This window comes from Streptomyces sp. NBC_00094, from assembly GCF_026343125.1.
In the GTDB taxonomy this organism is placed as follows: Bacteria; Actinomycetota; Actinomycetes; order Streptomycetales; family Streptomycetaceae; genus Streptomyces.
On record NZ_JAPEMB010000001.1, the window covers coordinates 848,841 to 872,810 of the forward strand.

General features: G+C 72.7%; 1 protein-coding gene. It reads left to right on the plus strand.

Annotated elements, in window-relative coordinates; all coding sequences use genetic code 11:
• The first annotated feature begins 13 nt into the window (after positions 1-13).
• Positions 14-23,968 (plus strand): non-ribosomal peptide synthase/polyketide synthase, encoded by a 23,955-nt coding sequence (locus OG580_RS03625; RefSeq protein ID WP_267042174.1) that lies wholly within the window; start codon positions 14-16, stop codon positions 23,966-23,968.
• The last annotated feature ends 2 nt before the right edge of the window (positions 23,969-23,970 follow it).

Here is a 23,970-nt window from a genome sequence, read left to right on the forward strand (position 1 = left end):
TGGAGGTACCCCCATGTCCCGTCGCGACGGAGACGTCCTTCCCCTGACCGCGGCCCAGCGGGAGATCTGGCTCGCAGAGCAGCACTCCCGGACGCCCATCCCGGGCTACCGCGTCGGCGAATGCCTGGAGATCCACGGGCCGGTCGACCCGGAGCTGTTCGAAGCCGCGCTGCGCCTGGTGGTCGACGAGGTCGACGCCCTGCACGTGACCTTCGTCGACGACGGGGAAGGCCCGCGTCAGATCCTCCGCGAGACCTGGGACTGGGCACCCGTCCACCTCGACCTCGGCGCAGAGCCGGATCCCCGGGCGGCGGCCATGAACTGGATGGAGCGGGACCTGGCCCGTCCGTTGGACCTCGCCCGTGATCCGCTGTTCGGCCATGCGCTGATCCGGCTGTCGCCGACGGAGTTCCTCTGGTACCTGAACTACCACCACCTGGTGCTGGACGCGATCAGCAGCTCCATGGTCCGGCAGCGGGTCGGCGAGGTGTACTCGGCGCTGGCCGAGGACCGTGTTGTACCGCCCTGCCCGTTCGGCTCGCTACGGGACCTGGTCGACAGCGACGCCGCCTATCGCTCGTCCGCCGACTTCACCGCCGACCGCTCCTACTGGACCGAGCGCTTCACCGATCTGCCCGCCCCGACACGGCTCACCGACACCTCCGTGACCGACCCACACCGGACTCTGCGCGTGGCCGGGGAGCTGGAGCTGCGGAGCCCCGAGGCACTGCGGGCGGCGGCGGGCCGGGCCGGTGTCAGGTGGTCCCGGGTGGTGATCGCGGCGACGGCTCTCTACGCCCACCGGCTGAGCGGCGCCCAGGACGTGGTGCTCGCCCTGCCCGTCACCGCCCGTCGGGGCTCCGACCGGGACCTGATGTCGGTGCCCGGCACGATGTCCAACGTGGTGCCGCTGCGGCTGACCGTGCGACCGGACATGCCGTGGGGCGCTCTCCTCGCCCAGGTGGCGCGGGAGGTCGAGTCGGCCGTCGCGCACGAGCGTTACCGCAGCGAGGACCTGCTGCGCGACCTGGGCGCGCCGGGCAGCATCGGAACGGCGTTCCCGCTGATCGTCAACATCATGGCCTTCAACGCCAGGCCGAGCTTCGCCGGGCACTCCGCCTCGGTGCACCACTTCGTCTCGGGGTCGACCACCGACCTGGCCGTCTGGCTCTTCGACTACCGGGACGGCAATCCCCCGCTTCTCCGGCTGCACGGCGCGCCGGAGGCGTACGGCGACGACGACCTCGCCGCGCACCAACAGCGGCTGCTGGCCCTGCTCGACGCCGTCGCGGACTGCGACCCGGACGAGGCGGTCGGCCGGTTCGACCTGCTCTCGGCCGAGGAGCACGGTGAGCTGACGGAGCTGGGCACCGGGCCGACGGCGGCTTTGACGGAGAGCCTGCCGGAGCTGTTCCAGGAGCACGTCCGGGCGACTCCGGACCTCGTCGCGCTGGTGTGCGGCGACGTATCGCTGACGTACGCGGAGTTGGACGTGCGGGCGAACCGGTTGGCACACGCGCTGATCGCACGGGGTGCGGGGCCCGAGCGGCTGGTGGCGGTCGCGCTGCCGAGGTCGGCCGAGCTGGTGGTGGCGATCCTCGCGGTACTCAAGACCGGCGCGGCGTACGTCCCCGTCGACCCCGAGTACCCGGCCGCCCGCATCGCCTACCTCCTCGACGACGCCCGCCCGGTCCTCACCGTCACCGACACCCCCACCCTGGGCCGGCTGCCCGACGGTGGCCCTGTCGGCCGACTGGTGCTCGACGAACCGGACACGGCCGCCCTGGTGGAGGGATGCCCGGCAGCCGATCCGGCAGTGGCCGTCGATCCGAGCCACCCGGTCTACGTCATCTATACCTCCGGCTCCACCGGCAGGCCCAAGGGCGTGGTCGCAACCCACGGCAGCCTGCTCAACCTGCTCACCGACCACCGGCTGGTGCAGTTCGCACCCCTGCTGGAGGACCGGCGGCGGCTACGGGTGGCGCTGACCACCTCGGTGTCGTTCGACGCCTCCTGGAACCAGCTGATGGCCCTCTTCGCGGGCCACGAGCTGCACGTCCTGGATCACGCGACCTGGACCGACCCGGAGGCCTTCGTCGACTACGCGGCGTGCCACGGGCTGGACTACGTCGAGGCCACCCCTTCCTACCTCCACGTCCTCGTCGCCCATGGACTCCTGGACGATCCGCAGCGCCGTCCCGCGCTCGTCGCGGCGGGCGGCGAGGCCGTCCCCGAGCAGCTCTGGGAGCGGTTGCGGGCCTCCGACGGGGCCTTCGACGGGGCCTCCTGCCTCAACCTCTACGGACCGTCGGAGTGCACCGTCAACTCGGTGACGGCGCCCACGGCATCGAGCCCTCGTCCGGTCATCGGCCGGCCCGTCACCAACGCCCGGCTGCACGTGCTGGACGCCGCGTTGCGGCCCGTGCCCGTGGGTGTGCCGGGTGAGCTGTACATCGCCGGTGCGGGCCTGGCGCGGGGCTATCTGAACCGGCCGGGTCTGACCGCTGGTCGGTTCGTCGCGGACCCGTTCGGTCCCGGCGGCTCACGGATGTACCGCACCGGTGACCTGGTGCGATGGAACCCGGACGGAAACCTGGAGTTCCTCGGCCGCACCGACGACCAGGTCAAGGTCCGCGGCTTCCGCATCGAACTCGGCGAGATCGAGGCCGTCCTCGCCGAGCACCCCGGGATCACTCGGAACGCCGTCACGGTGCGCACCGACGAGGAACCCCTGCTGGTCGCCTACGCGGTACCTGCCGCGGGGCAGGTCGTCCACACGGACACACTGCGGGCCTGGCTGCGGGAGCGCTTGCCCGAGTACATGGTGCCGTCGGCGATCGTGGTGCTGGACGCGCTGCCGCTGACCCCGAACGGCAAGCTCGACCGGCGCGCCCTCCCGGCGCCCGAGCAGCAGCCCGCCGCGCCGGGCCGCGCACCGCGCACCGCTGTCGAGCACCTGCTGGCCGGGCTGTTCGCCGAGGTGCTGGGACTGCCGCAGGTCGGTGTCGACGACTCGTTCTTCGACCTCGGTGGGCACTCCCTGCTCGCCACCCGGTTGATTGCCAGGGCGCGGTCCGTGCTGGGCGTGGAGCTGAGGCTGCGCGACCTGTTCGACGCGCCGACGGTGGCGGAGCTGGCGGCCGCGGTGGACGCCGCGGGCCGGGCGCGCCCGGCGCTGGGGCGGCGCGAGCGGCCCGAGACGGTTCCGCTGTCCTTCGCGCAGCGCCGGCTGTGGTTCCTGCACCGGATGGAAGGTCCGAGTGCCACCTACAACATTCCACTGGCTCTGCGGCTGTCCGGAATCCTGGACCAGCGGGCCCTGGAAGCCGCCCTGACGGACGTGGTGGAGCGGCACGAGAGCCTGCGGACCGTCTTTCCGGTGGTCGACGGAGTGCCGTGCCAGCAGGTGCTCGGCATCGACGCGGTACGGCCGCGGCTGCGGGTGACCGAGGCCGACGAGCATGACCTGCCGGACCGGCTGGCGGAGGCGGCGCGGTACGGCTTCGAGCTCTCCGGGGAATCGCCGCTGCGCGCCGAACTCTTCCGGCTCGGCGCCGAGGAGCACGTACTGCTGCTGGTGGTGCACCACATCGCCGGTGACGGCTGGTCGACGGGCCCGCTCTCGCGGGATCTGGCGACCGCCTACGCGGCCCGCAGCGAGGGGGCGAAGCCGGAGTGGCCGCCGCTGCCGGTCCAGTACGCCGACTATGCCCTCTGGCAGCAGGAGCTGCTGGGTGACGGCGCCGACCCGGACAGTCTGCTCAACGGCCAACTCGCCTACTGGCGGGAACGGCTGGCGGACCTGCCCGACCAGGTCGAGCTGCCCTTCGACCGGCCCCGGCCGGCGGCGATGTCCTATCGGGGCGCCCACCTTCCGGTGCGCATCGACGCCGAGCTGCACCAGGGCCTGCGCGAGCTCGCCCGCGACGGCGGAGCCAGCCTCTTCATGGTGCTCCAGGCCGGTCTGGCCGCCCTGCTGGGCAAGCTCGGTGCCGGTACCGACGTCCCGATCGGCACACCGATCGCGGGACGCACCGACGAGGCCCTGGACGACCTGGTCGGCTTCTTCGTCAACACCCTGGTGCTGCGCACCGATCTGTCCGGCGATCCGTCGTTCATCGAGCTGCTGGGCCGGGTGCGTTCCGACGCGCTGGCCGCGTACGCGCACCAGGAGGTGCCGTTCGAGCACCTCGTGGAGGCGCTGAACCCGACCCGGACGCTCGCACACCACCCGCTGTTCCAGACCATGCTCACCCTGCAGAACGCTCCGTTCGGCACCTTCGACCTGCCGCGGCTGCGCGTGGCGACCGACCTGGTACCCACCGGAACGGCCAAGTGCGACCTGACCTTCGTCCTGGCCGAACAGCCCGGCGAGGACGGGTTGTCGGGCGTGGTGGAGTACAGCACCGATCTGTTCGACGCGGCCACCGTCACCGGGATCGTCGAGCGGTGGCTGCGGCTGCTGCGCTCCGTCGTCGCCGACCCCGGCCGACGGATCCGCCAGGTGGACGTGCTGTCCGCCGACGAGCTCCGGGCCTTGCTGCCGACCGGCACCGACCAGGGCGGGGAGCTGCCGGAGTGCGGCCTGGCCGCGCTGTTCGAGCGGCAGGTGCGGGCGAACCCTGCCGCGACCGCTCTCACCGACGGCGAGACCACTCTGACGTACGGTCGGCTGAACGCGCGTGCCAATCGGCTGGCGCACGCCCTGATCGACCGGGGGGTGGGGCCGGAGCAGCTGGTGGCGCTGGCCCTGCCACGCTCGGCGGAGCTGGTCGTGGCGGTGCTCGCGGTACTGAAGACCGGCGCCGCGTACGTACCGGTGGACCCGGAGTACCCGGCCTCCCGAATCGCCTATCTCCTCCAGGACTCCCGGCCCGCGCTGCTCGTGACGACGAGCCGGACCGGAGAACTGCCGGGAGCGGAGCACGTGGACCGGCTGCTGCTGGACACCGCCGACCTGGACGGGCTACCGGACACGGACCCGGAGGTCGCCGTCGGCCCGGACCACGCCGCCTACGTCATCCACACCTCCGGTTCCACCGGCAACCCCAAGGGCGTGGTGGTCCCGCACCGCAACGTGGTGCGCCTGTTCGACACGACACGGGAGCTGTTCGGCTTCTCCTCCGATGACGTGTGGACCCTCTTCCACTCCTACTCCTTCGACTTCTCGGTGTGGGAACTGTGGGGCCCGCTGCTGCACGGCGGCCGTCTGGTGGTCGTGGACCACGAGACCAGCCGCTCGCCCGGCCGGTTCCTGGAACTGCTCGCCCACGAGCGGGTGACGGTGCTCAACCAGACGCCGTCCGCCTTCTACCAGCTGATGCAGGCGGACGCGGAGGCCCCGGAGACCGGCCGTCGGCTCGCCCTTCGCACGGTGGTGTTCGGCGGCGAGGCGCTGGAGCACGCCCGGCTGGCGAGCTGGTACCAGAGGCACGCGGAGGACGCGCCGCGGCTGGTCAACATGTACGGCATCACCGAGACCACGGTGCATGTCACGTACGCGGCCCTCGACCGGTCCGGGACCGCCGCCGGCCAGGTCGGCACGGCCCTCCCGGACCTGCGGGCGTACGTGCTCGACGACGGCCTGCGGCCGGTGGCCCCGGGCGTGCCCGGCGAGCTGTACGTCGCGGGCGCGGGCCTGGCGCGCGGCTACCTGAACCGGCCCGGCCTGACCGCGGGGCGGTTCGTCGCGGACCCGTTCGGGCTACCGGGATCGCGGATGTACCGCAGCGGCGACGTGGTGCGCCGCTCGGCGGACGGCAGCCTGCGCTACGTCGGCCGGGCCGACCAGCAGGTGAAGGTGCGCGGCTTCCGGATCGAGCTCGGCGAGATCGAGGCGGCGCTGGCCGCGCACCCCGGCATCGCCCAGGCCGCCGTCCTGGCACGGCAGGACCGGTCCGACGACACCCGGCTTGCCGCGTACCTGGTGCCGGCCGCGGGCGCCGCACCGAGCACCGCCGACCTGCGGGGGCACCTGCGCGAGCGGTTGCCGGAGTACATGGTGCCGTCGGCGTTCGTCATGCTGGACGCGCTGCCGCTGACCGTCAACGGCAAGCTGGACCATCGGGCCCTGCCCGCCCCCGACCTCACCCCGGCGGCCACCTGCCGTGCGCCGCGCACCCCGCAGGAGCAGATCCTCTGCCGGCTGTTCGCAGAGGTCCTGGGGGTGGCGTCGGCCGGCGTCGAGGACGGGTTCTTCGATCTGGGCGGGCACTCGCTGCTCGCCACCCGCCTGGCCGCCCGGATCCGCGCGACGCTCGGCGTGGAGATGCCGCTGCGCACCCTGTTCGAGGCGCCGACCCCGGCGGGTCTGGCCGCCGCCCTGACAGCGGCTGGGCCGGCGCAGGCCGCCCTGGTCCGGCGCGAGCGCCCCGAGGTCATCCCGCTGTCGTTCGCGCAGCGGCGGCTGTGGTTCCTGCACCAGCTGGAGGGTGTCAGCGCGAACTACCACATCTCCCTGGCCTGGCGGCTGTCCGGTGATCTGGACCGGGGTGCCCTGGAGGCCGCCGTGGCGGACGTGACGGCTCGGCACGAGAGCCTGCGCACCGTCTTCCCGGCGGTGGACGGGGTGCCGCACCAGCAGGTGCTGGACGTGGAGGCGGCCCGCCCGCGGCTGCTCGTGAACCGGACCACCGAGGCCGAGCTGCCCGCTCTGATGACGGCGGCGAAGGACCGCCGGTTCGATCTGGCTGCCGATGTGCCGCTGCGGGCCGGGCTGTTCGAGTTGGCGCCGGACGAGCACGTCTTCCAGCTGGTGCTCCACCACATCGCGGGTGACGGCTGGTCGCTGGGCCCGCTCGCGCAGGGACTGACCGCCGCCTACACGGCACGCTGCCGCGGCCAGGAGCCGCAGTGGGCCCCCCTGCCTGTCCAGTACGCCGACTACACCCTGTGGCAGCACGAACTGCTCGGCGACTCCGCTGACGGGGACAGCCTGTTCGCCGGCCAGGCGGACTACTGGACCCGGCAGCTGGCCGGTCTGCCGGAGCGGATCCAGCTGCCCTCCGACCGGCCCCGCCCGGCGGTCGCCTCGCACCGGGGCGCTTCTGTGCTCGCCGGTCTCGACGCTGAGCTGCACCGCGGTCTTCGTGAGCTCGCCCGTGCGCACGGGACCAGTCTGTTCATGGTGCTCCAGGCAGGGCTGGCGGCGTTGCTGAGCAAGCTCGGCGCGGGCGACGACATTCCGGTCGGCAGCCCGGTCGCCGGCCGGACCGACCAGGCGCAGGACGACCTGGTGGGCTACTTCGTCAACACCCTGGTGTTCCGTACCGACACCTCGGGCGATCCGACGTTCGCCGAGCTGCTGGACCGGGTCCGGGACACCGCGCTGGCCGGATACGCCCACCAGGACCTGCCGTTCGAGTACCTGGTCGAGGTCCTGAACCCGTCCCGGTCGCTGGCGCACCACCCGCTGTTCCAGGTGATGCTGGTGCTGCAGAACGCGCCCCGGGCCGATTTCGCGCCGTCCGGGCTGCGCGTCGACGACATGCCGTCGACATCCACCACGGCCAAACTCGACCTGATCTTCACCATGTCCGAGCGGCACGCGGAGGACGGCTCCCCGGAGGGGATCGACGGGTCCGTCGAGTACGCCTGCGACCTGTACGACCCGGCAGCCGTCGAGACGATGATCGGGCGGTGGGAGCGGCTGCTCCGCGCCGCGGTCGCCGACCCGCGGCGGCCGCTCAGCCGGTTCGACCTGCTCTCGGCCGAGGAGCGCGGTGAGCTGACGGAGCTGGGTACCGGGCCGGCGGCGGCGGCTTTGACGGAGAGCCTGCCGGAGCTGTTCCGGGAGCACGTCCGGGCGACTCCGGACCTCGTCGCGCTGGTGTGCGGCGACGTGTCGCTGACGTACGCGGAGTTGGACGTGCGGGCGAACCGGTTGGCACACGCGCTGATCGCACGGGGTGCGGGGCCCGAGCGGCTGGTGGCGGTGGCGCTGCCGAGGTCGGCCGAGCTGGTGGTGGCGATCCTCGCGGTGCTGAAGACCGGCGCGGCGTACGTCCCGGTCGACCCCGAGTACCCGGCGGCCCGGATCGCCTACCTCCTCGAAGACGCCCGCCCGGTCCTGACCGTGACCGACACCCGCACCCTGGGCCGGCTGCCCGACGGTGGTCCTGTCGGGCGACTGGTGCTCGACGAACCGGACACGGCCGCCCTGGTGGAGGGCTGCCCGGCGGCCGATCCGATGGTGGCCGTCGATCCGAGCCACCCGGTCTACGTCATCTACACCTCCGGCTCCACCGGCAGGCCCAAGGGCGTGGTCGCAACCCACGGCAGCCTGCTCAACCTCTTCGCCAACCAGAACCCACTGGTCTTCCAGTCGGGGAAGCGGATGCGTGTGGGGCTGACTACATCCGTGTCGTTCGACGGCTCCTGCGACCAGCTGTTCGCCCTGTTCGCGGGCCACGAGCTGCACGTCCTGGACGAGGCGACCTGGTCCGACCCGGAGGCCTACCTCGAGTACGCCGTGCGGGCCGGGCTGGACACTGTCGGCGGCACCCCTTCCTATCTGCAGGTGCTGATCGAGCACGGTCTGCTGGACGACCCGCGATGGTGTCCTTCGGTGGTCGCGCTGGGCGGGGAGACCGTTCCGGACCAGCTGTGGAAGCGGCTGCGGGCGGCCGACGGGGTGCTCTCGCTCAACTACTACGGGCCCTCCGAGTGCACCGTGGACTCTGTCGTCGCGCGCCTGGAGTCGAGTCCGTGCCAAGTGATCGGCCGACCTCTCGGCGGCGTCCGGCTGCACGTACTCGACGCCGCGTTGCGGCCCGTGCCCGCGGATGTGCCGGGTGAGCTGTACATCGCCGGTACGGGCCTGGCACGGGGCTATCTGAACCGGCCGGGTCTGACCGCTGGTCGGTTCGTCGCGGACCCGTTCGGTCCCGGCGGCTCACGGATGTACCGCACCGGTGACCTGGTGCGATGGAACCCGGACGGAAACCTGGAGTTCCTCGGCCGCACCGACGACCAAGTCAAGGTCCGCGGCTTCCGCATCGAACTCGGCGAGATCGAGGCCGTCCTCGCCGAGCACCCCGGAATCACTCGGGCCGCCGTGATCGTCCGGCAGGACCGGGCGCAGGGCCCCCGTCTGGTCGCCTACCTGCAGACCGCCACCGGTGCGGAGCTTCGGCCGGAGGACCTCCGGACGCACCTGCGCGAGCGGCTGCCTGAGTACATGGTGCCGGCGGCGTTCGTCTCCCTCGATGCTCTGCCGCTGACCCCGAACGGCAAGCTGGACCGGCGCGCGCTGCCCGAGCCCGAGTCCACCGCGACGCCGGCCGGCCGGGCACCGCACTCTCCTCACGAACATGTGCTGGCCGGGCTGTTCGCCGAGGTACTGGGCCTGTCCCAGGTCGGTGCCGACGACGACTTCTTCGATCTCGGCGGGCACTCCCTGCTCGCCACCCGGCTGGTGGCCCGGGTCCGTGCGACGCTGGGCGTGGAGCTGGCCCTGTCCGCCCTGTTCCGTACCCCGACCGTGGCCGGGCTTGCCGCCGGGCTGGGCGGCGCGGACCGGGCCCGGCTCGCCCTGGAGCGGGCGGAGCGGCCCGAGCTGGTGCCGCTGTCGTCGGCCCAGCGGAGGCTGTGGTTCCTGCGCCAGTTGGAGGGCGCCGAGTCGGTCTACAACATGCCGCTCGCATGGCGGCTCTCGGGACCGCTGGACCTGGCGGCCCTGGAGGCGGCGCTGGGCGACCTCGTCGACCGGCACGAAACCCTGCGCACGGTCTTCCCGGCCACGGACGGCGTGCCCTACCAGCGGGTACTGGCCGCAGGGGAGGCGCGCCCGAAGCTGTCGGTCACCCCGGCCGACGAGCCGGCCCTGCCGGAACTGCTGACGGGAGCCGCTGCGCGCGGATTCGACCTTGCCGCCGAACCACCGCTGCGCGCCGAAGTGTTCGAGGTCTCGGCGAACGAGCACGTACTGCTCCTGGTGATGCACCACATCGCCGGTGACGGCTGGTCGCTGGGCCCGCTGGCCACCGACCTGACCACCGCGTACGCGGCACGCCGCCAGGGCGGGGCGCCGCAGTGGGCACCGCTGCCCGTGCAGTACGCCGACTACGCCCTGTGGCAGAACCGGCTGCTCGGCCATGCGGCCGACCAGGACAGCCTGTTCGCCCGTCAGACCGAGTACTGGACGCGGACGCTCGCGGACCTGCCGGAGCAGATCCGGCTCCCCGCCGACCGCCACCGGCCCGCGACCCCTTCCTTCTCCGGCGGCTACCTGCCGATCGAACTGGACGCGGAGCTCCACGCCGGGCTCGTCCGGCTGGGCCGGGAGCACGGCGCCAGCGTGTACATGGTGCTGCAGGCGGGCCTGGCTTCGCTGCTGGACAAGCTCGGTGCGGGTACGGACGTCCCGGTCGGCAGCCTGATCGCCGGCCGCACCGACCAGGCGCTGGACGACCTCATCGGGTTCTTCGTCAACACCCTGGTGCTCCGCACGGACACCAGCGGCGACCCGTCCTTCGCCGACCTGCTGGTCCGTGTCCGGGAGGGCGCACTCGGCGCGTACGCGCACCAGGACCTGCCGTTCGAGCATGTCGTCGAGGCCCTGAACCCGTCCCGGTCGCTCACCCGGCAGCCGCTGTTCCAGGTGCTGCTCGCGCTGCAGAACGTGCCCCGCGCCGAGTTCGAGCTGAGCGGTCTGACCGCCGAGATCGTCCTGGTGCGGACGCCGACGACGATGTTCGACCTCGGCTTCCACCTGCTGGAGCGCGGCGGCACCGGCGGGCCGGCCGAGGGCATCATCGGACGGGTCGAGTACAGCACCGACCTGTTCGACCCCGCCACGGTGGAGGCACTGGTCGCCCGGTGGCTGCGGCTGCTGGCCGCGGTGGTCGCCGCGCCGGAGCGTCCGCTGAGCCGGATCGACATCCTCACCGCCGAGGAGCGGCGCGAGCTGTTGGTCGACCGCAACGACACGGCCTGCCCGGCTCCTGATGCCACCCTGCCCGCGCTGTTCGAGGCACGTGCCCGGGCGACGCCGGAGGCCCCGGCCGTGGTGTTCGAGAGCACCGTGCTGACCTACCGCGAGCTGAACCGCCGGGCCAACCGCCTGGCCCACGCGCTGATCGCGCGAGGTGTGGGTCCTGAGCAGGTCGTCGCCCTGCGACTGCCGCGTTCGGCCGAGCTGGTGGTCGCCGTCCTCGCCGTGCTCAAGACGGGCGCGGCGTACCTGCCGATCGACTCGGACTACCCGGCCGCCCGCATCACGTACATGCTGGAGGACGCCCGCCCGGCCGTCGTACTCGACGACCTCGCGGCCGTCACACCGGCCGGCGAGCTGCCGGAGCACGATCCGGCCGTCCCCGCGGACGCCCGGCATCCTGCCTACGTCATCTACACCTCCGGTTCCACCGGCCGGCCCAAGGCCATCGAGATGCCCGCCGCCGGACTGTTGAACCTGCTGGAGTGGCACCACCGGACCGTCGGTGGCGAACCCGGCACGCGCACCGCGCAGTTCACCGCGATCAGCTTCGACGTCTCGGTGCAGGAGATGCTTTCCGCGCTGCTGTACGGCAAGACCCTGGTGGTGCCGACCGAGGAGCAGCGCCGCAGCGCGGAGCTGTTCGCCCACTGGCTGGACCGGCACCAGGTCGAGGAGCTGTTCGCGCCGAATCTGGTGGTCGAGGCACTGGCCGAAGCCGCCGAGGAGGCCGGGCTGGACCTGCCGCACCTGCGGCTGGTCGCCCAGGCCGGAGAGGCCATGCGGCTGAGCGGTGCACTGCGCCGCTTCCAGGCCCGTCGGCCGGGCCGGGTGCTGCACAACCACTACGGGCCTGCCGAAACGCACGTGATCACCGCCTACGCGCTTCCGGCCGACCCCGCCGACTGCCCGCTGCCGGTGCCGATCGGCCGTCCCATCGCCAACTGCCAGGCGTATGTGCTGGATTCGGCGCTGTGTCCGGTGGCCTCCGGCGTGCTGGGCGAGCTGTACCTGGCCGGAACGGGGCTGGCTCGCGGCTACCTGAACCAGCCCGGACTGAGCGCCGGGCGCTTCGTCGCCGATCCGTACGGTCCGGCGGGCGCGCGGATGTACCGCACCGGCGACCTGGTGCGCTGGCGTGCCGACGGCGAGCTGGAATTCGCCGGCCGGGTCGACCACCAGGTCAAGGTGCGCGGGTTCCGGATCGAGCCCGGTGAGATCGAGGCCGAGCTGACCGCGCACCCGGGCGTGTCCCAGGTCGCGGTACTCGCCCGGGAGGACCGGATCGTCGCGTACGTCGTCCCCTCGGACGCGACCGTGGCGACCGCGTCGGCGCTGGCGGTGTTCCTGCGCGACCGGGTGCCGGAATATATGGTTCCGTCCGCGTTCGTACTGCTCGACGCGCTGCCGCTGACGCCGAACGGCAAGCTCGACCGGGCGGCTCTGCCCGCGCCGGAGGCGGGCACGACCGCCGGCGGCCGGGCGCCGCGCACGCCCCAGGAGCAGATCCTGTGCGAGCTGTTCGCCGAGGTGCTGGGGATCGCGCGGGTCTGGGTCGACGAGGACTTCTTCGAGCTGGGTGGGCACTCCTTGCTCGCCACCCGGCTGGTCTCGCGGGTCCGGGCGACCCTCGGAGTCGAACTGCAGCTGCGCGCTCTGTTCCGGACCCCGACTCCCGCCGGACTGGCGGCCGGGCTGCACGACGCCGGAACCCCACGGCAGGCGCTGGTGCCCCGGCCCCGCCGCGAACTGATGCCGCTGTCGTTCGCCCAGCGCCGGCTCTGGTTCCTCCAGCAGTTCGGGGCGCCGAGCGCCACCTATCACATGCCGCTGGCCCTGCGGCTGTCGGGAGACCTCGACCGGGCCGCACTGAGCGCCGCGCTCGTGGACGTGGTGGCCCGGCACGAAACCCTGCGGACGGTCTTCCCGCACACCGGCGGAATTCCGTACCAGCGGGTGCTCGACACCGCCGAGGTCGCCGTCCCCCTGGCCGTGCGCAAGACCGGCGAGAGGGAGCTCTCCGCGACGCTGCGCGAGGCGGCAGTGCGCGGCTTCGACCTGACCTCGGAGGTACCGCTGCGGGCGGAACTGTTCTCGGTCGCGCCGGACGAGCATGTACTGCTGCTGGTCATGCACCACATCGTCGGAGACGGCTGGTCCATGGGCCCGCTCGCCCGGGACCTGGCCGCCGCCTACAGCACCCGGCAGAGCGGCGGGGCACCGGCATGGCCACCGCTGCCCGTGACGTACGGCGACTACACCCTGTGGCAGCACGAGATCCTGGGCGACGAGGACGACGCCGACAGCCTGTTCGCCCGCCAGGTCGCCTACTGGACGCAGACACTGGCCGGTTTGCCCGACCAACTGCAACTGCCTGCCGACCGGCCGCGCCCGGCCGCCATGTCGTACAGCGGTGACCTGCTGGAACTCCGCATCGGTGCCGAGCTGCACACCGCGCTCGTGGAGTTGGCACGACGATCGGGGGCGACCCTGTTCATGGTGCTGCAGGCGGCGCTGGCGGCGCTGTACACGCGGCTGGGTGCGGGTACGGACATCGCGATCGGGAGTCCGATCGCGGGGCGCACGGATGAGGCCTTGGACGATCTGGTCGGCTTCTTCGTCAACACGCTGGTGCTGCGCACCGACACGAGCGGTGATCCGAGCTTCGCCGAGCTGCTGGGCCGGGTGAGGGAGACGGCACTGTCGGCGTACGCGCACCAGGACGTGCCGTTCGAGCACCTCGTGGAGGCGCTGAACCCGTCCCGTTCCCTCTCCCACCACCCGCTGTTCCAGACCGGTCTGGTCGTGCAGAACGCGCCGGGCGGCGCCTTCGAACTGCCGGGCCTCCAGGTCACCGGGGTGGCCGTGCTCACCGGGACCGCGCGGCTCGACCTGACCTTCGGGTTCGCGGAGGAGTACGGTCCCGACGGCGAGCCGGCCGGACTCAGCGGTGCGATCGAGTACAGCACCGACCTGTTCGACCGCGCGACGGTCGAGACCCTGGCCGCCAGGTGGACCAGGCTGCTGGCCGCGGTCGCCGCCGCTCCCGACCGGCCGATCGGCGGGATCGACCTGCTGTCCGCCGAGGAGCGCGGCGAGCTGCTGCCCTCCGTCGAGGAGGAAGCGGGCGGGGAAAGCCTGCCTGAGCTGTTCGCGGCGCGGGTGGCGGCGGCACCGGACGCGATCGCGCTGGTCTGCGGCGAGGACGAGCTGACGTACCGACAGCTCGACGCGCGGGCGAACCGGTTCGCGCATGCACTGATCGCCCGGGGTGTCGGTCCGGAGCAGGTGGTCGCGGTCTCCCTGCCGCGATCGCTGGAATCGGTGGTGGCGGTCCTGGGCGTACTGAAGGCCGGGGCGGCCTACCTGCCGGTGGACCCGGCCTACCCGCCGTCACGGATCGCGTTCATGCTGGACGACGCCCGCCCGGCCGTACTGGTCGACGACCCCGCCATGGTGGTCGAAGGCGACTGGCCGGACACCGACCCGGAGATCACACTCGACATCCGCCACCCGGCCTACGTGATCTACACCTCGGGCTCGACCGGCCGCCCCAAAGGCGTCGTCGTGAGCCACGCCGGTGTGTCGGGCCTGGTGGCGGTGCAGGTCGAGCGGCTCGGCGTGGCGCCGGGCAGCCGGGTGCTCCAGTTCGCCTCGCCCAGCTTCGACGCGTCCTTCTGGGACCTGTGCAGCGCGCTGCTCACCGGTGCCTCCCTCGTACTGGCTCCTGCCGAGGCCCCGCTGGAGGCCCTGACGGACCGCCGGTTCTCCGTCACCCATGTGACGCTGCCGCCCTCCGCCCTGGCTGCGCTGGACGGCGCCGAACTCACGGCGACCACCCTGGTGGTGGCGGGAGAGGCGTGCCCGCCGGAGCTGGTGGAGCGCTGGGCACCCGGACGCCGGATGATCAACGCGTACGGCCCGACCGAGACCACGGTGTGCGCGACCATGAGCGACCCGCTGTCCCCAGGGTCCGGCGTGCCGCCCATCGGCCGGCCGGTCGCGGGCTTCCGGACGTACGTACTGGACGAGCGGCTGCGCGTCGTACCACCGGGCGTGCCCGGAGAGCTGTACATCGCCGGCCCGGGTCTGGCACGCGGCTACCTGGACCGGCCGGGCCTCACGGCGGGACGGTTCACGGCCTGCCCGTTCGGGCCGGCGGGCGCCCGGATGTACCGCACCGGCGACCTGGTGCGGCGTCGGCCCGACGGTGAGTTGGAGTACGTCGGCCGGGCCGACCAGCAGGTGAAGGTCCGCGGCTTCCGCGTCGAACTCGGCGAGGTCGAGGCCGCACTGGCCGAGCACCCCGCCGTCGCCCAGGCCGCCGTCGCGGCCCAGGACGACCGGCTCGTCGGCTACGTGGTGGCCCGGCACGACCTGGCCGCCCGTCCTGCGGAGCTGGCGGCGCACCTGCGCGAGCGGCTGCCGGACTACCTGGTGCCGACCGTCTTCATGGTGCTGGACGCGTTGCCGCTGACGCCCAACGGCAAGCTGGACCGGGCGGCACTGCCCGTGCCCGAAGCTGCTCCGGCGGGGAGCGGGCGGGTGCCGCGCACGCCGCAGGAGCAGATCCTCGCCGAGCTGTTCGCGGAGGTGCTCGGCGTGCAGCGGGTCTCGGTCGACGACGACTTCTTCGAGTTGGGCGGGCATTCCCTGCTCGCCACCCGGCTGGTCGCCCGGGTGCGCTCGGTGCTCGGCGTGGAACTCGGGCTGCGCGCACTCTTCCAGGCGCCCACCGTGGCGGGCCTGGCCGAGGCGCTGGCCGAGGCCGGCCGTGCCCGCCCGGCGCTGACCCCGTACGAGCGGCCCGAGGCAGTGCCGCTCTCCTTCGCCCAGCGCCGGCTCTGGTTCCTGCACCGTATGGACGCCGCCGCCGCGACGTACCACATCCCGCTGGCGCTGCGGCTGACCGGAACACTCGACCGCCCCGCACTGGATCAAGCGCTGGCCGATGTGGTGGCCCGGCACGAGAGCCTGCGGACGGTGTTCCCGGAGGCCGGCGGCGTACCCTGCCAGCGCGTGCTGGACCCGGCTGCGGTCCGCCTCCGGGCCCGGCCGACCGAGGTGACACACGGCGAACTGCCCGAGCGGCTCGCCGAGTCCGCCCGGCAGCCCTTCGAGCTCGCGACGGAGCCGCCGCTGCGGGCGGAGCTGTTCGCTCTCGCGCCGGACGAACACGTGCTGCTGCTGGTCATGCACCACATCGCCGCTGACGGCTGGTCCACCGGGCCACTGGCCCGCGACCTCGCCGAGGCCTACGCGGCCCGTTGCGAGGGCCGGACGGACAGCCGGCCGACCTTGCCCGTGCAGTACGCCGACTACACACTGTGGCAGCGCGAGCTGCTCGGCGACGCCGCCGACCCGCAGAGCCGGTTCGCCGAGCAGCTCGACTACTGGAAGCGGCAGCTGTCCGACCTGCCGGAGCTGCTCGCCCTGCCCGCCGACCGCCCCCGCCCGGCTGTCGCAGGCCGGCACGGGGACCACGTCGACCTGGAACTCGACCCCGAACTGCACGCCGCGCTGGCGGAGTTGGCGCGGGGTACCGGGACGAGTCTGTTCATGGTGCTGCAGGCGGCGCTGGCGGCGCTGTACACGCGGCTGGGTGCGGGTACGGACATCGCGATCGGGAGTCCGATCGCGGGGCGCACGGATGAGGCCTTGGACGATCTGGTCGGCTTCTTCGTCAACACGCTGGTGCTGCGCACCGACACGAGCGGTGATCCGAGCTTCGCCGAGCTGCTGGGCCGGGTGAGGGAGACGGCACTGTCGGCGTACGCGCACCAGGACGTGCCGTTCGAGCACCTCGTGGAGGCGCTGAACCCGTCCCGTTCCCTCTCCCACCACCCGCTGTTCCAGACCATCCTCGCCGTGCAGAACGCACCGATGGGCAGGTTCTCGCTGCCCGGCCTGGACGTCGCCACCTACGCGGTCGCGACCCGAACCGCCAAGTTCGACCTCGGCGTGAGCATGGTCGAGCAGTTCGGTCCCGACGGGAGCCCGGCAGGAATCGCCGGCGCGGTCGAGTACGCCACCGACCTGTTCGACCGCTCGACGGTCGCCGCCCTGGTCCGGCGCTGGACGCTCCTGCTGGAGGCCGTCACCGCCGACCCTGAGCTGCCGATCGGAGGGATCGACCTCCTCGGCGCCGACGAACGGCACCGGCTGCTGGAACGCGACAACGCCACCGCCCGGGACGTGGGCGCCGTACCGCTGCCGCAGGCCTTCGCGGCGCGGGTGGCGGCGGCACCGGACGCGATCGCGCTGGTCTGCGGCGAGGACGAGCTGACGTACCGACAGCTCGACGCGCGGGCGAACCGGTTCGCGCATGCACTGATCGCCCGGGGTGTCGGTCCGGAGCAGGTGGTGGCGGTCTCCCTGCCGCGATCGCTGGAATCGGTGGTGGCGGTCCTGGGCGTACTGAAGGCCGGGGCGGCCTACCTGCCGGTGGACCCGGCCTACCCGCCGTCACGGATCGCGTTCATGCTGGACGACGCCCGCCCGGCCGTACTGGTCGACGACCCCGCCATGGTGGTCGAAGGCGACTGGCCGGACACCGACCCGGAGATCACACTCGACATCCGCCACCCGGCCTACGTGATCTACACCTCGGGCTCGACCGGCCGCCCCAAGGGCGTCGTGGTCGGCCACGGGGGTGTCGCGAGTCTGGTCGCAGGACAGATCGAGCGCTTCGCGATCGAACCCGGCAGCCGGGTGCTCCAGTTCGCCTCGCCCAGCTTCGACGCCTCGGTGTCGGAGATCTTCACCGCCCTGCTGGGCGGCGCCACCCTGATGCTGCCCCCCGCCGCCGATCCGGTCGCCGCTTTGACCGATCCGGGCCTCGGCGCCACCCACGTGACGGTGCCCCCGTCCGTCCTCGCCGCTGTGCCGGACGGCACGGTGACCGTGTCGACGCTGGTGGTGGCGGGTGAGGCGTGCCCGCCGGAGCTGGTGGAGCGCTGGGCACCCGGACGCCGGATGATCAACGCGTACGGCCCGACCGAGACCACGGTGTGCGCGACCATGAGCGACCCGCTGTCCCCGGGGTCCGGCGTGCCGCCCATCGGCCGGCCGATCGCCAACGCCCGTGTGTACGTGCTGGACGACCGTCTGCGACCGGTGCCGCCGGGCGTGACGGGGGAGCTGTACGTCGCGGGCGCGGGCCTGGCGCGCGGATACCTTCACCGGCCGGGCCTGACGGCGGGGAGGTTCGTCGCCTGCCCGTTCGGACCCGGTGAGCGCATGTACCGCACCGGCGACCTGGTGCGCCGGCTGGGCGACGGCCAGCTGGAATACGTCGGTCGCGCCGACGACCAGGTGAAGGTCCGCGGCTTCCGCGTCGAACTCGGCGAGGTCGAGGCCGCACTGGCCGAGCACCCCGCCGTCGCCCAGGCCGCCGTCGCGGCCCAGGACGAGTCGCTCGTCGGCTACGTCGTCCCGCGTCAGGACACGGCCCGGGACAGCGGCCTGGAAGCGGACCACGTGGGCGAGTGGCAGGACGTCTATGACGCCCTGCCCATCGCCCCCGACGAAGCGGCCTTCGGTCACAACTTCGTCGGCTGGAAGAGCAGTTACGACGCCGGCCCGATCCCTGTCGAGCAGATGCGGGAGTGGCGGGACGCGACGGTGACCCGCATCCTGGCCCTGAACCCGCGCCGGGTACTGGAGGTCGGAGTCGGCACCGGTCTGCTGCTCTCGCAGATCGCACCCCACTGCGAGGCCTACTGGGCGACCGACTTCTCCGCCACCGCGATCGACGCCCTGACCGCCCAGGTCGCGAGGGAGGAGCGGCTGGCCGGGCGCGTGGTGCTGCAGACCCGTCCGGCGCACGACACCGACGGGCTGCCGGCCGAGGAGTTCGACACCATCGTGATCAACTCGGTGGTGCAGTACTTCCCGTCCGCCGACTACCTCGCGGACGTGATCGGGAAACTGATGAGGCTGCTCGCCCCCGGCGGCGCGCTCTTCGTCGGCGACGTCCGCAACCTGCGGCTGCTGCGCCCGCTGGCCACCGCTGTCGAGTTGCACCGGGCCGGCGACGGCGCCGACCGCGCGGCCGTGCGCCGCGCGGTGGAGCGGGCTCTCAGGGTGGAGAAGGAACTGCTGGTCGACCCGGACTTCTTCACCGTCCTGCGCCAGACCGGCACGGACATCGGCGCGATGGCCGTGGAGGTCAAGCGCGGCCGCCACCACAACGAACTGACCCGGTACCGCTACGACGTGACGCTGCACAAGCCACCCGTCACCCCGGAGACCCCCACCGGGTCCGTCGAGCTGGCGTGGGGGCGGCAGATCACCGGACCGGCCGAGCTGCGCGAGTTGCTCGCCCAGCCGCCCGCCGAGGTGCTGCGGATCACCGGGGTGCCGAACCGCCGTGTGGTGGGGGAAGCCGCCCTTGCCCGGGCGCTACAGGACGAGGACGGACCGCTCGCGGAACTGCTGGAGCGGTTGCACGCCCCGGAGGGAGGCGACCTCCCCGACCCGGAGGACTTCCACGCCCTCGGCAGGGAGTTCGACCACACGGTGGCCGTCACCTGGTCGGCCACCGCTGCCGACGCCGTGGACGTCGTCCTCGCCGGTCCACGGGCGCTCCACGGCCCGTCGGTCGAGCCGCGCCGGCCGGCCGGGGCCTCCGGCCGGGCACTGTCCTCGCTGACCAACCGCCCGGCCGGCAGCCGCGGCACCGGCGCCCTCCTCGGCGAACTCCGGGACTGGCTGCGCGAGCGGCTGCCGGACTACCTGGTTCCGTCGGCGTTCGTCGCGATGGACGCGCTGCCGCTGACGGCCAGCGGCAAGCTCGACCGCCGCGCACTGCCCGCCCCCGACCTCGGTCCGGCCGCTGCCGGACGGGCGCCTCGCACTCCGCAGGAGCAGGTCCTCGCGGAGCTGTTCGCCGAAGTGCTCGGGCTGGCACAGGTCGGGGTCGACGACAGCTTCTTCGACCTCGGCGGACACTCGCTGCTGGCGACCCGCCTGGCCGCCAGGGTCCGGGCGACCCTCGGCGCGGAGCTGGAGGTCCGGACCCTGTTCGAGAGCCCGACCGTGGCCGGGCTGGCGGCCCACCTGGACGGTTCCGGAGCAGCGCGGCCCGCGCTGACTGCCCGGCCCCGCCCGGAGCGCCTGGAACTGTCCTTCGCCCAGAGCCGCTTGTGGTTCCTGCACCGGATGGACGGACCGAGCGCCACCTACAACATGCCGCTCGCGCTGAGCCTGACCGGCAGCCTCGACCGGGCGTCCTTGCACGCCGCACTCGCGGACGTGATCGCCCGGCACGAGAGCCTGCGGACGGTCTTCCGCGAGATCGACGGCGTCCCGTACCAGGTCGTGCTGAGCACCGCGCAGGCACACCCGGCGCTGCCGGTGGTCGAACTCGACGAGAGCCGACTGGCCGAGCGCCTGGCGAACACGGCCCGACGCGGCTTCGACCTGGCCGCGGAGCCGCCGGTCCGGGCCGAGCTCTACGCGCTCGCCCCCGACCGGCACGTGCTGCTGGTCGTGGTGCACCACATCGCCGCCGACGGCTGGTCGATGGGGCCGCTCTCCGGCGACCTCGCGACGGCTTACGCGGCGCGCTGCCGGGGCGAGGAGCCGCAGTGGTCCCCGTTGCCGGTGCAGTACGCCGATTACACCCGCTGGCAACGCGACCTGCTCGGCGACGCCGCCGATCCCGAGAGTCTGTTCGCCCGGCAACTGGCCTACTGGAAGGACGAGCTGGCGGGAATTCCGCAGCAGGTGCAGCTGCCCGCCGACCGGCCCCGGCCGCCGGTGGCCTCCCAGCAGGGCGACCGGGTCGTGGTCCGGCTGGACCCCGAGCTGCACCAGGCGCTGCGGGACCTGGCCACCGCGCGCGGGGCCAGCATGTTCATGGTGCTCCAGGCCGGTCTCGCCGCTCTCCTCGACCGGCTCGGTGCCGGTACGGACATCCCGATCGGCAGCCCGATCGCCGGCCGTACGGACCAGGCACTGGACGAACTCGTCGGGTTCTTCGTCAACACCCTGGTGCTGCGCACCGACACCAGCGGCGACCCCGGCTTCGGCGAACTGCTCGGCCGGGTGCGGCATAAGGCGCTCTCGGCGTACGACCACCAGGACGTGCCCTTCGAGTACTTGGTCGAGGTGGCCAACCCGGTGCGGTCGCTGGCCCACCACCCGCTGTTCCAGGTCATGCTGGCCTTGCAGAACGCGCCGCTCGGCGAGTTCGCCCTGCCAGGGCTGGAGACGGGCCATCTGGAGGCGCCGACCGGCACTTCCCGGGTCGATCTGACGTTCAGCCTGGCCGAGCAGTTCCGCCCGGACGGCGGCGCCGACGGTCTGGTCGGCGCGGTGGAGTACGCCACCGACCTGTTCGACGCGTCCACGGTGGAGCTGCTGTTCGAGCGCTGGGCCCGCCTGCTGCGCGCGGCGGTCGCCGACCCTGACCGGCCGATCAGCCGGATCGACCTCATGTCCGACGCCGAACGCCACCGGCTGCTGTACGGCTTCAACGACACGGCCGTGGAGCTGCCGTCGGCCTCGGTGCCGAAGCTGTTCGCCCGTCAGGTGCGGGCCACCCCGGACGCGGTCGCGGTCGTGGCGGGCGGCACCGAGCTGACCTACGCGGAGCTCGACCTGCGGGCCGACCGCCTGGCAAGGGCGCTGATCCACCAGGGCGTACGGCCGGAGACGCCGGTCGCGGTCCTGATGGACCGCTCGGCAGAGCTGGTCGTGGCCATCCTGGCGATCGTCAAGGCGGGTGGCGCCTACGTACCGCTGGACTCCCGCTTCCCGTCCTCCCGGATCGACCTGATCATGCGGGAGAGTGGGGCAGCCCTGGTGCTCACCCCGGAGGTGCTCGCCGCGCTCATGCGGTCCGCGGCCGCCGACCCGTCCGACGTCGACGTCTCCTGTGAACCGGGGCAGGTGGCGTACATCATGTACACCTCCGGCTCGACCGGCCGGCCGAAGGGCGTGGCGGTCACCCACCGGGACGTGGTGGGCCTGGCGCTGACCCCCGAATGGCGCGGCGGCGGACACGAGCGGGTGCTGATGCACTCCCCGACGGCTTTCGACCTCTCGACCTACGAGTTGTGGGTTCCGCTGCTCAACGGGGGCCGGATCGTGGTCGCACCGCCCGAGCAGCTCGACCTCGATCTGCTGCAGCACACGATCGCCACGCACGGGGTGACCGGACTGTGGCTGACCGCCGGACTGTTCCGTCTGGTCGCCGAGGAGCGACCGGGCCTGCTCGCCGGGGTGCGGGAGGTGTGGACCGGCGGCGACGTGGTCTCCCCGGCCGCCGCCGCCCGGGTGCTCGCGGCCTGCCCGGGCATCGAGGTGGTCAACGGCTACGGGCCCACCGAGGCAACCACCCTGGCCACCCGTCACCCGGTGCACAGCCTCCCCGAGAACGCCGCGACCGTGCCGATCGGCGGGCCGATGGCGAACATGCGTGCCTACGTGCTCGACGACCGGCTGCGGCCGGTGCCGACCGGCATGGTCGGTGAGCTGTACCTCGCGGGAACGGGTGTGGCCCGCGGCTACTTCGGCCGGCCCGGCCTGACAGCGGAGCGCTTCACCGCCGACCCGTACGGGCCGGCCGGGAGCCGTATGTACCGCACCGGTGACCTTTCCTGGTGGCGCCCCGACGGCACGCTGGAGTTCGCCGGTCGCGTCGATCACCAGGTCAAGCTGCGCGGTCTGCGGATCGAGCCCGGAGAGGTCGAGGCCGTCCTGGCGGGCTGCCCGGGTGTCGCCCAGGCTGCCGTGGTCGCCCGGGAGGACCGGCCGGGAGAAAAGCGGCTGGTCGCCTACCTGGTGCCCGCGCCCGAGGGCGCACCCGAGACGTCCGAGCTGTCCGGCCGACTGCGTCGAGAACTGCCCGACTACATGGTGCCGGCGGCGTTCGTCACCGTGGACACGCTGCCGCTGACCGCCAACGGCAAACTGGACCGAGCCGCCCTGCCCGCCCCCGACTACGGGGCGTCGGACGCCGGGCGCGGCCCTCGGACGCCGCAGGAGCAACTGCTGTGCGGCCTGTTCGCCGAGGTCCTCGGGCGGGACCAGGTGAGCATCGACGACGGCTTCTTCGACCTGGGCGGGCACTCGCTGCTGGCCGCCCGGCTGGCCTCCCGGGTCCGCGAGATCCTCGGCCTGGAGTTGGGACTGCGCATGCTGTTCGAGGCGCCGACCGTGGCCGGACTCACCGAACGCCTGTCCATGAACGATCCGGACGACGCGTTGGATGTGCTGCTGCCACTGCGTTCGACCGGAGCGGACACACCGCTGTTCTGCGTCCACCCCGGCGGCGGCATCAGCTGGTCCTACAGCGGGCTGCTGAACCACCTCGGTCCGCAGCACCCGGTCTACGCGATCCAGGCACGCGGCCTCGGCCGGCCCGAGCCGCTGCCGACGTCCTACGAGGAGATGGCGGCCGACTACGCCGACCACGTCCAGAAGATCCAGCCGGAGGGCCCGTACCTGCTGCTCGGCTGGTCCGCGGGCGGGCTGATCGCCCACGCGCTGGCCTGCGAACTGCAGGCGCGCGGCGAGCGGACCGCACTGCTGGCGATCCTCGACGCCTATCCGGTGAAGGACGTGCAGTTCGAGGAGGAGCCGGTGCCCACCGTGCGGGACGTGCTCGTCGGGGTGCTCGACGTCGACCCGGACGAGCTGGGCGACCAGGAGATCACCTACGCCGAGGTCGCCGAGGTGCTGAACCGGCGGGGCAGCGCGCTGGCCGGCCTGAACGAGCGGCAGGTCGAGGTGATCGTCCAGATCATGATCAACAACGCGAAGCTGGCGGTCGACTTCGTCCCCGGCACGTACGAGGGCGACCTGTTGCTGTTCAACTCCACGATCGACCGGGGCCACGACGACGCCGGTCCAGAGGTCTGGCGCCCGTACATCACGGGCCGGATCGAATCCCACGAGATCACCACCCGGCACGATCAGATGACCCAAGCGGGATCACTGGCCCAGATCGGACCGATCCTGGCCGCCAGGATCACCGAGGCCACCGGCGACGCCGGTGGCACCACCCTTTCCCACCAGGAGGACTGACC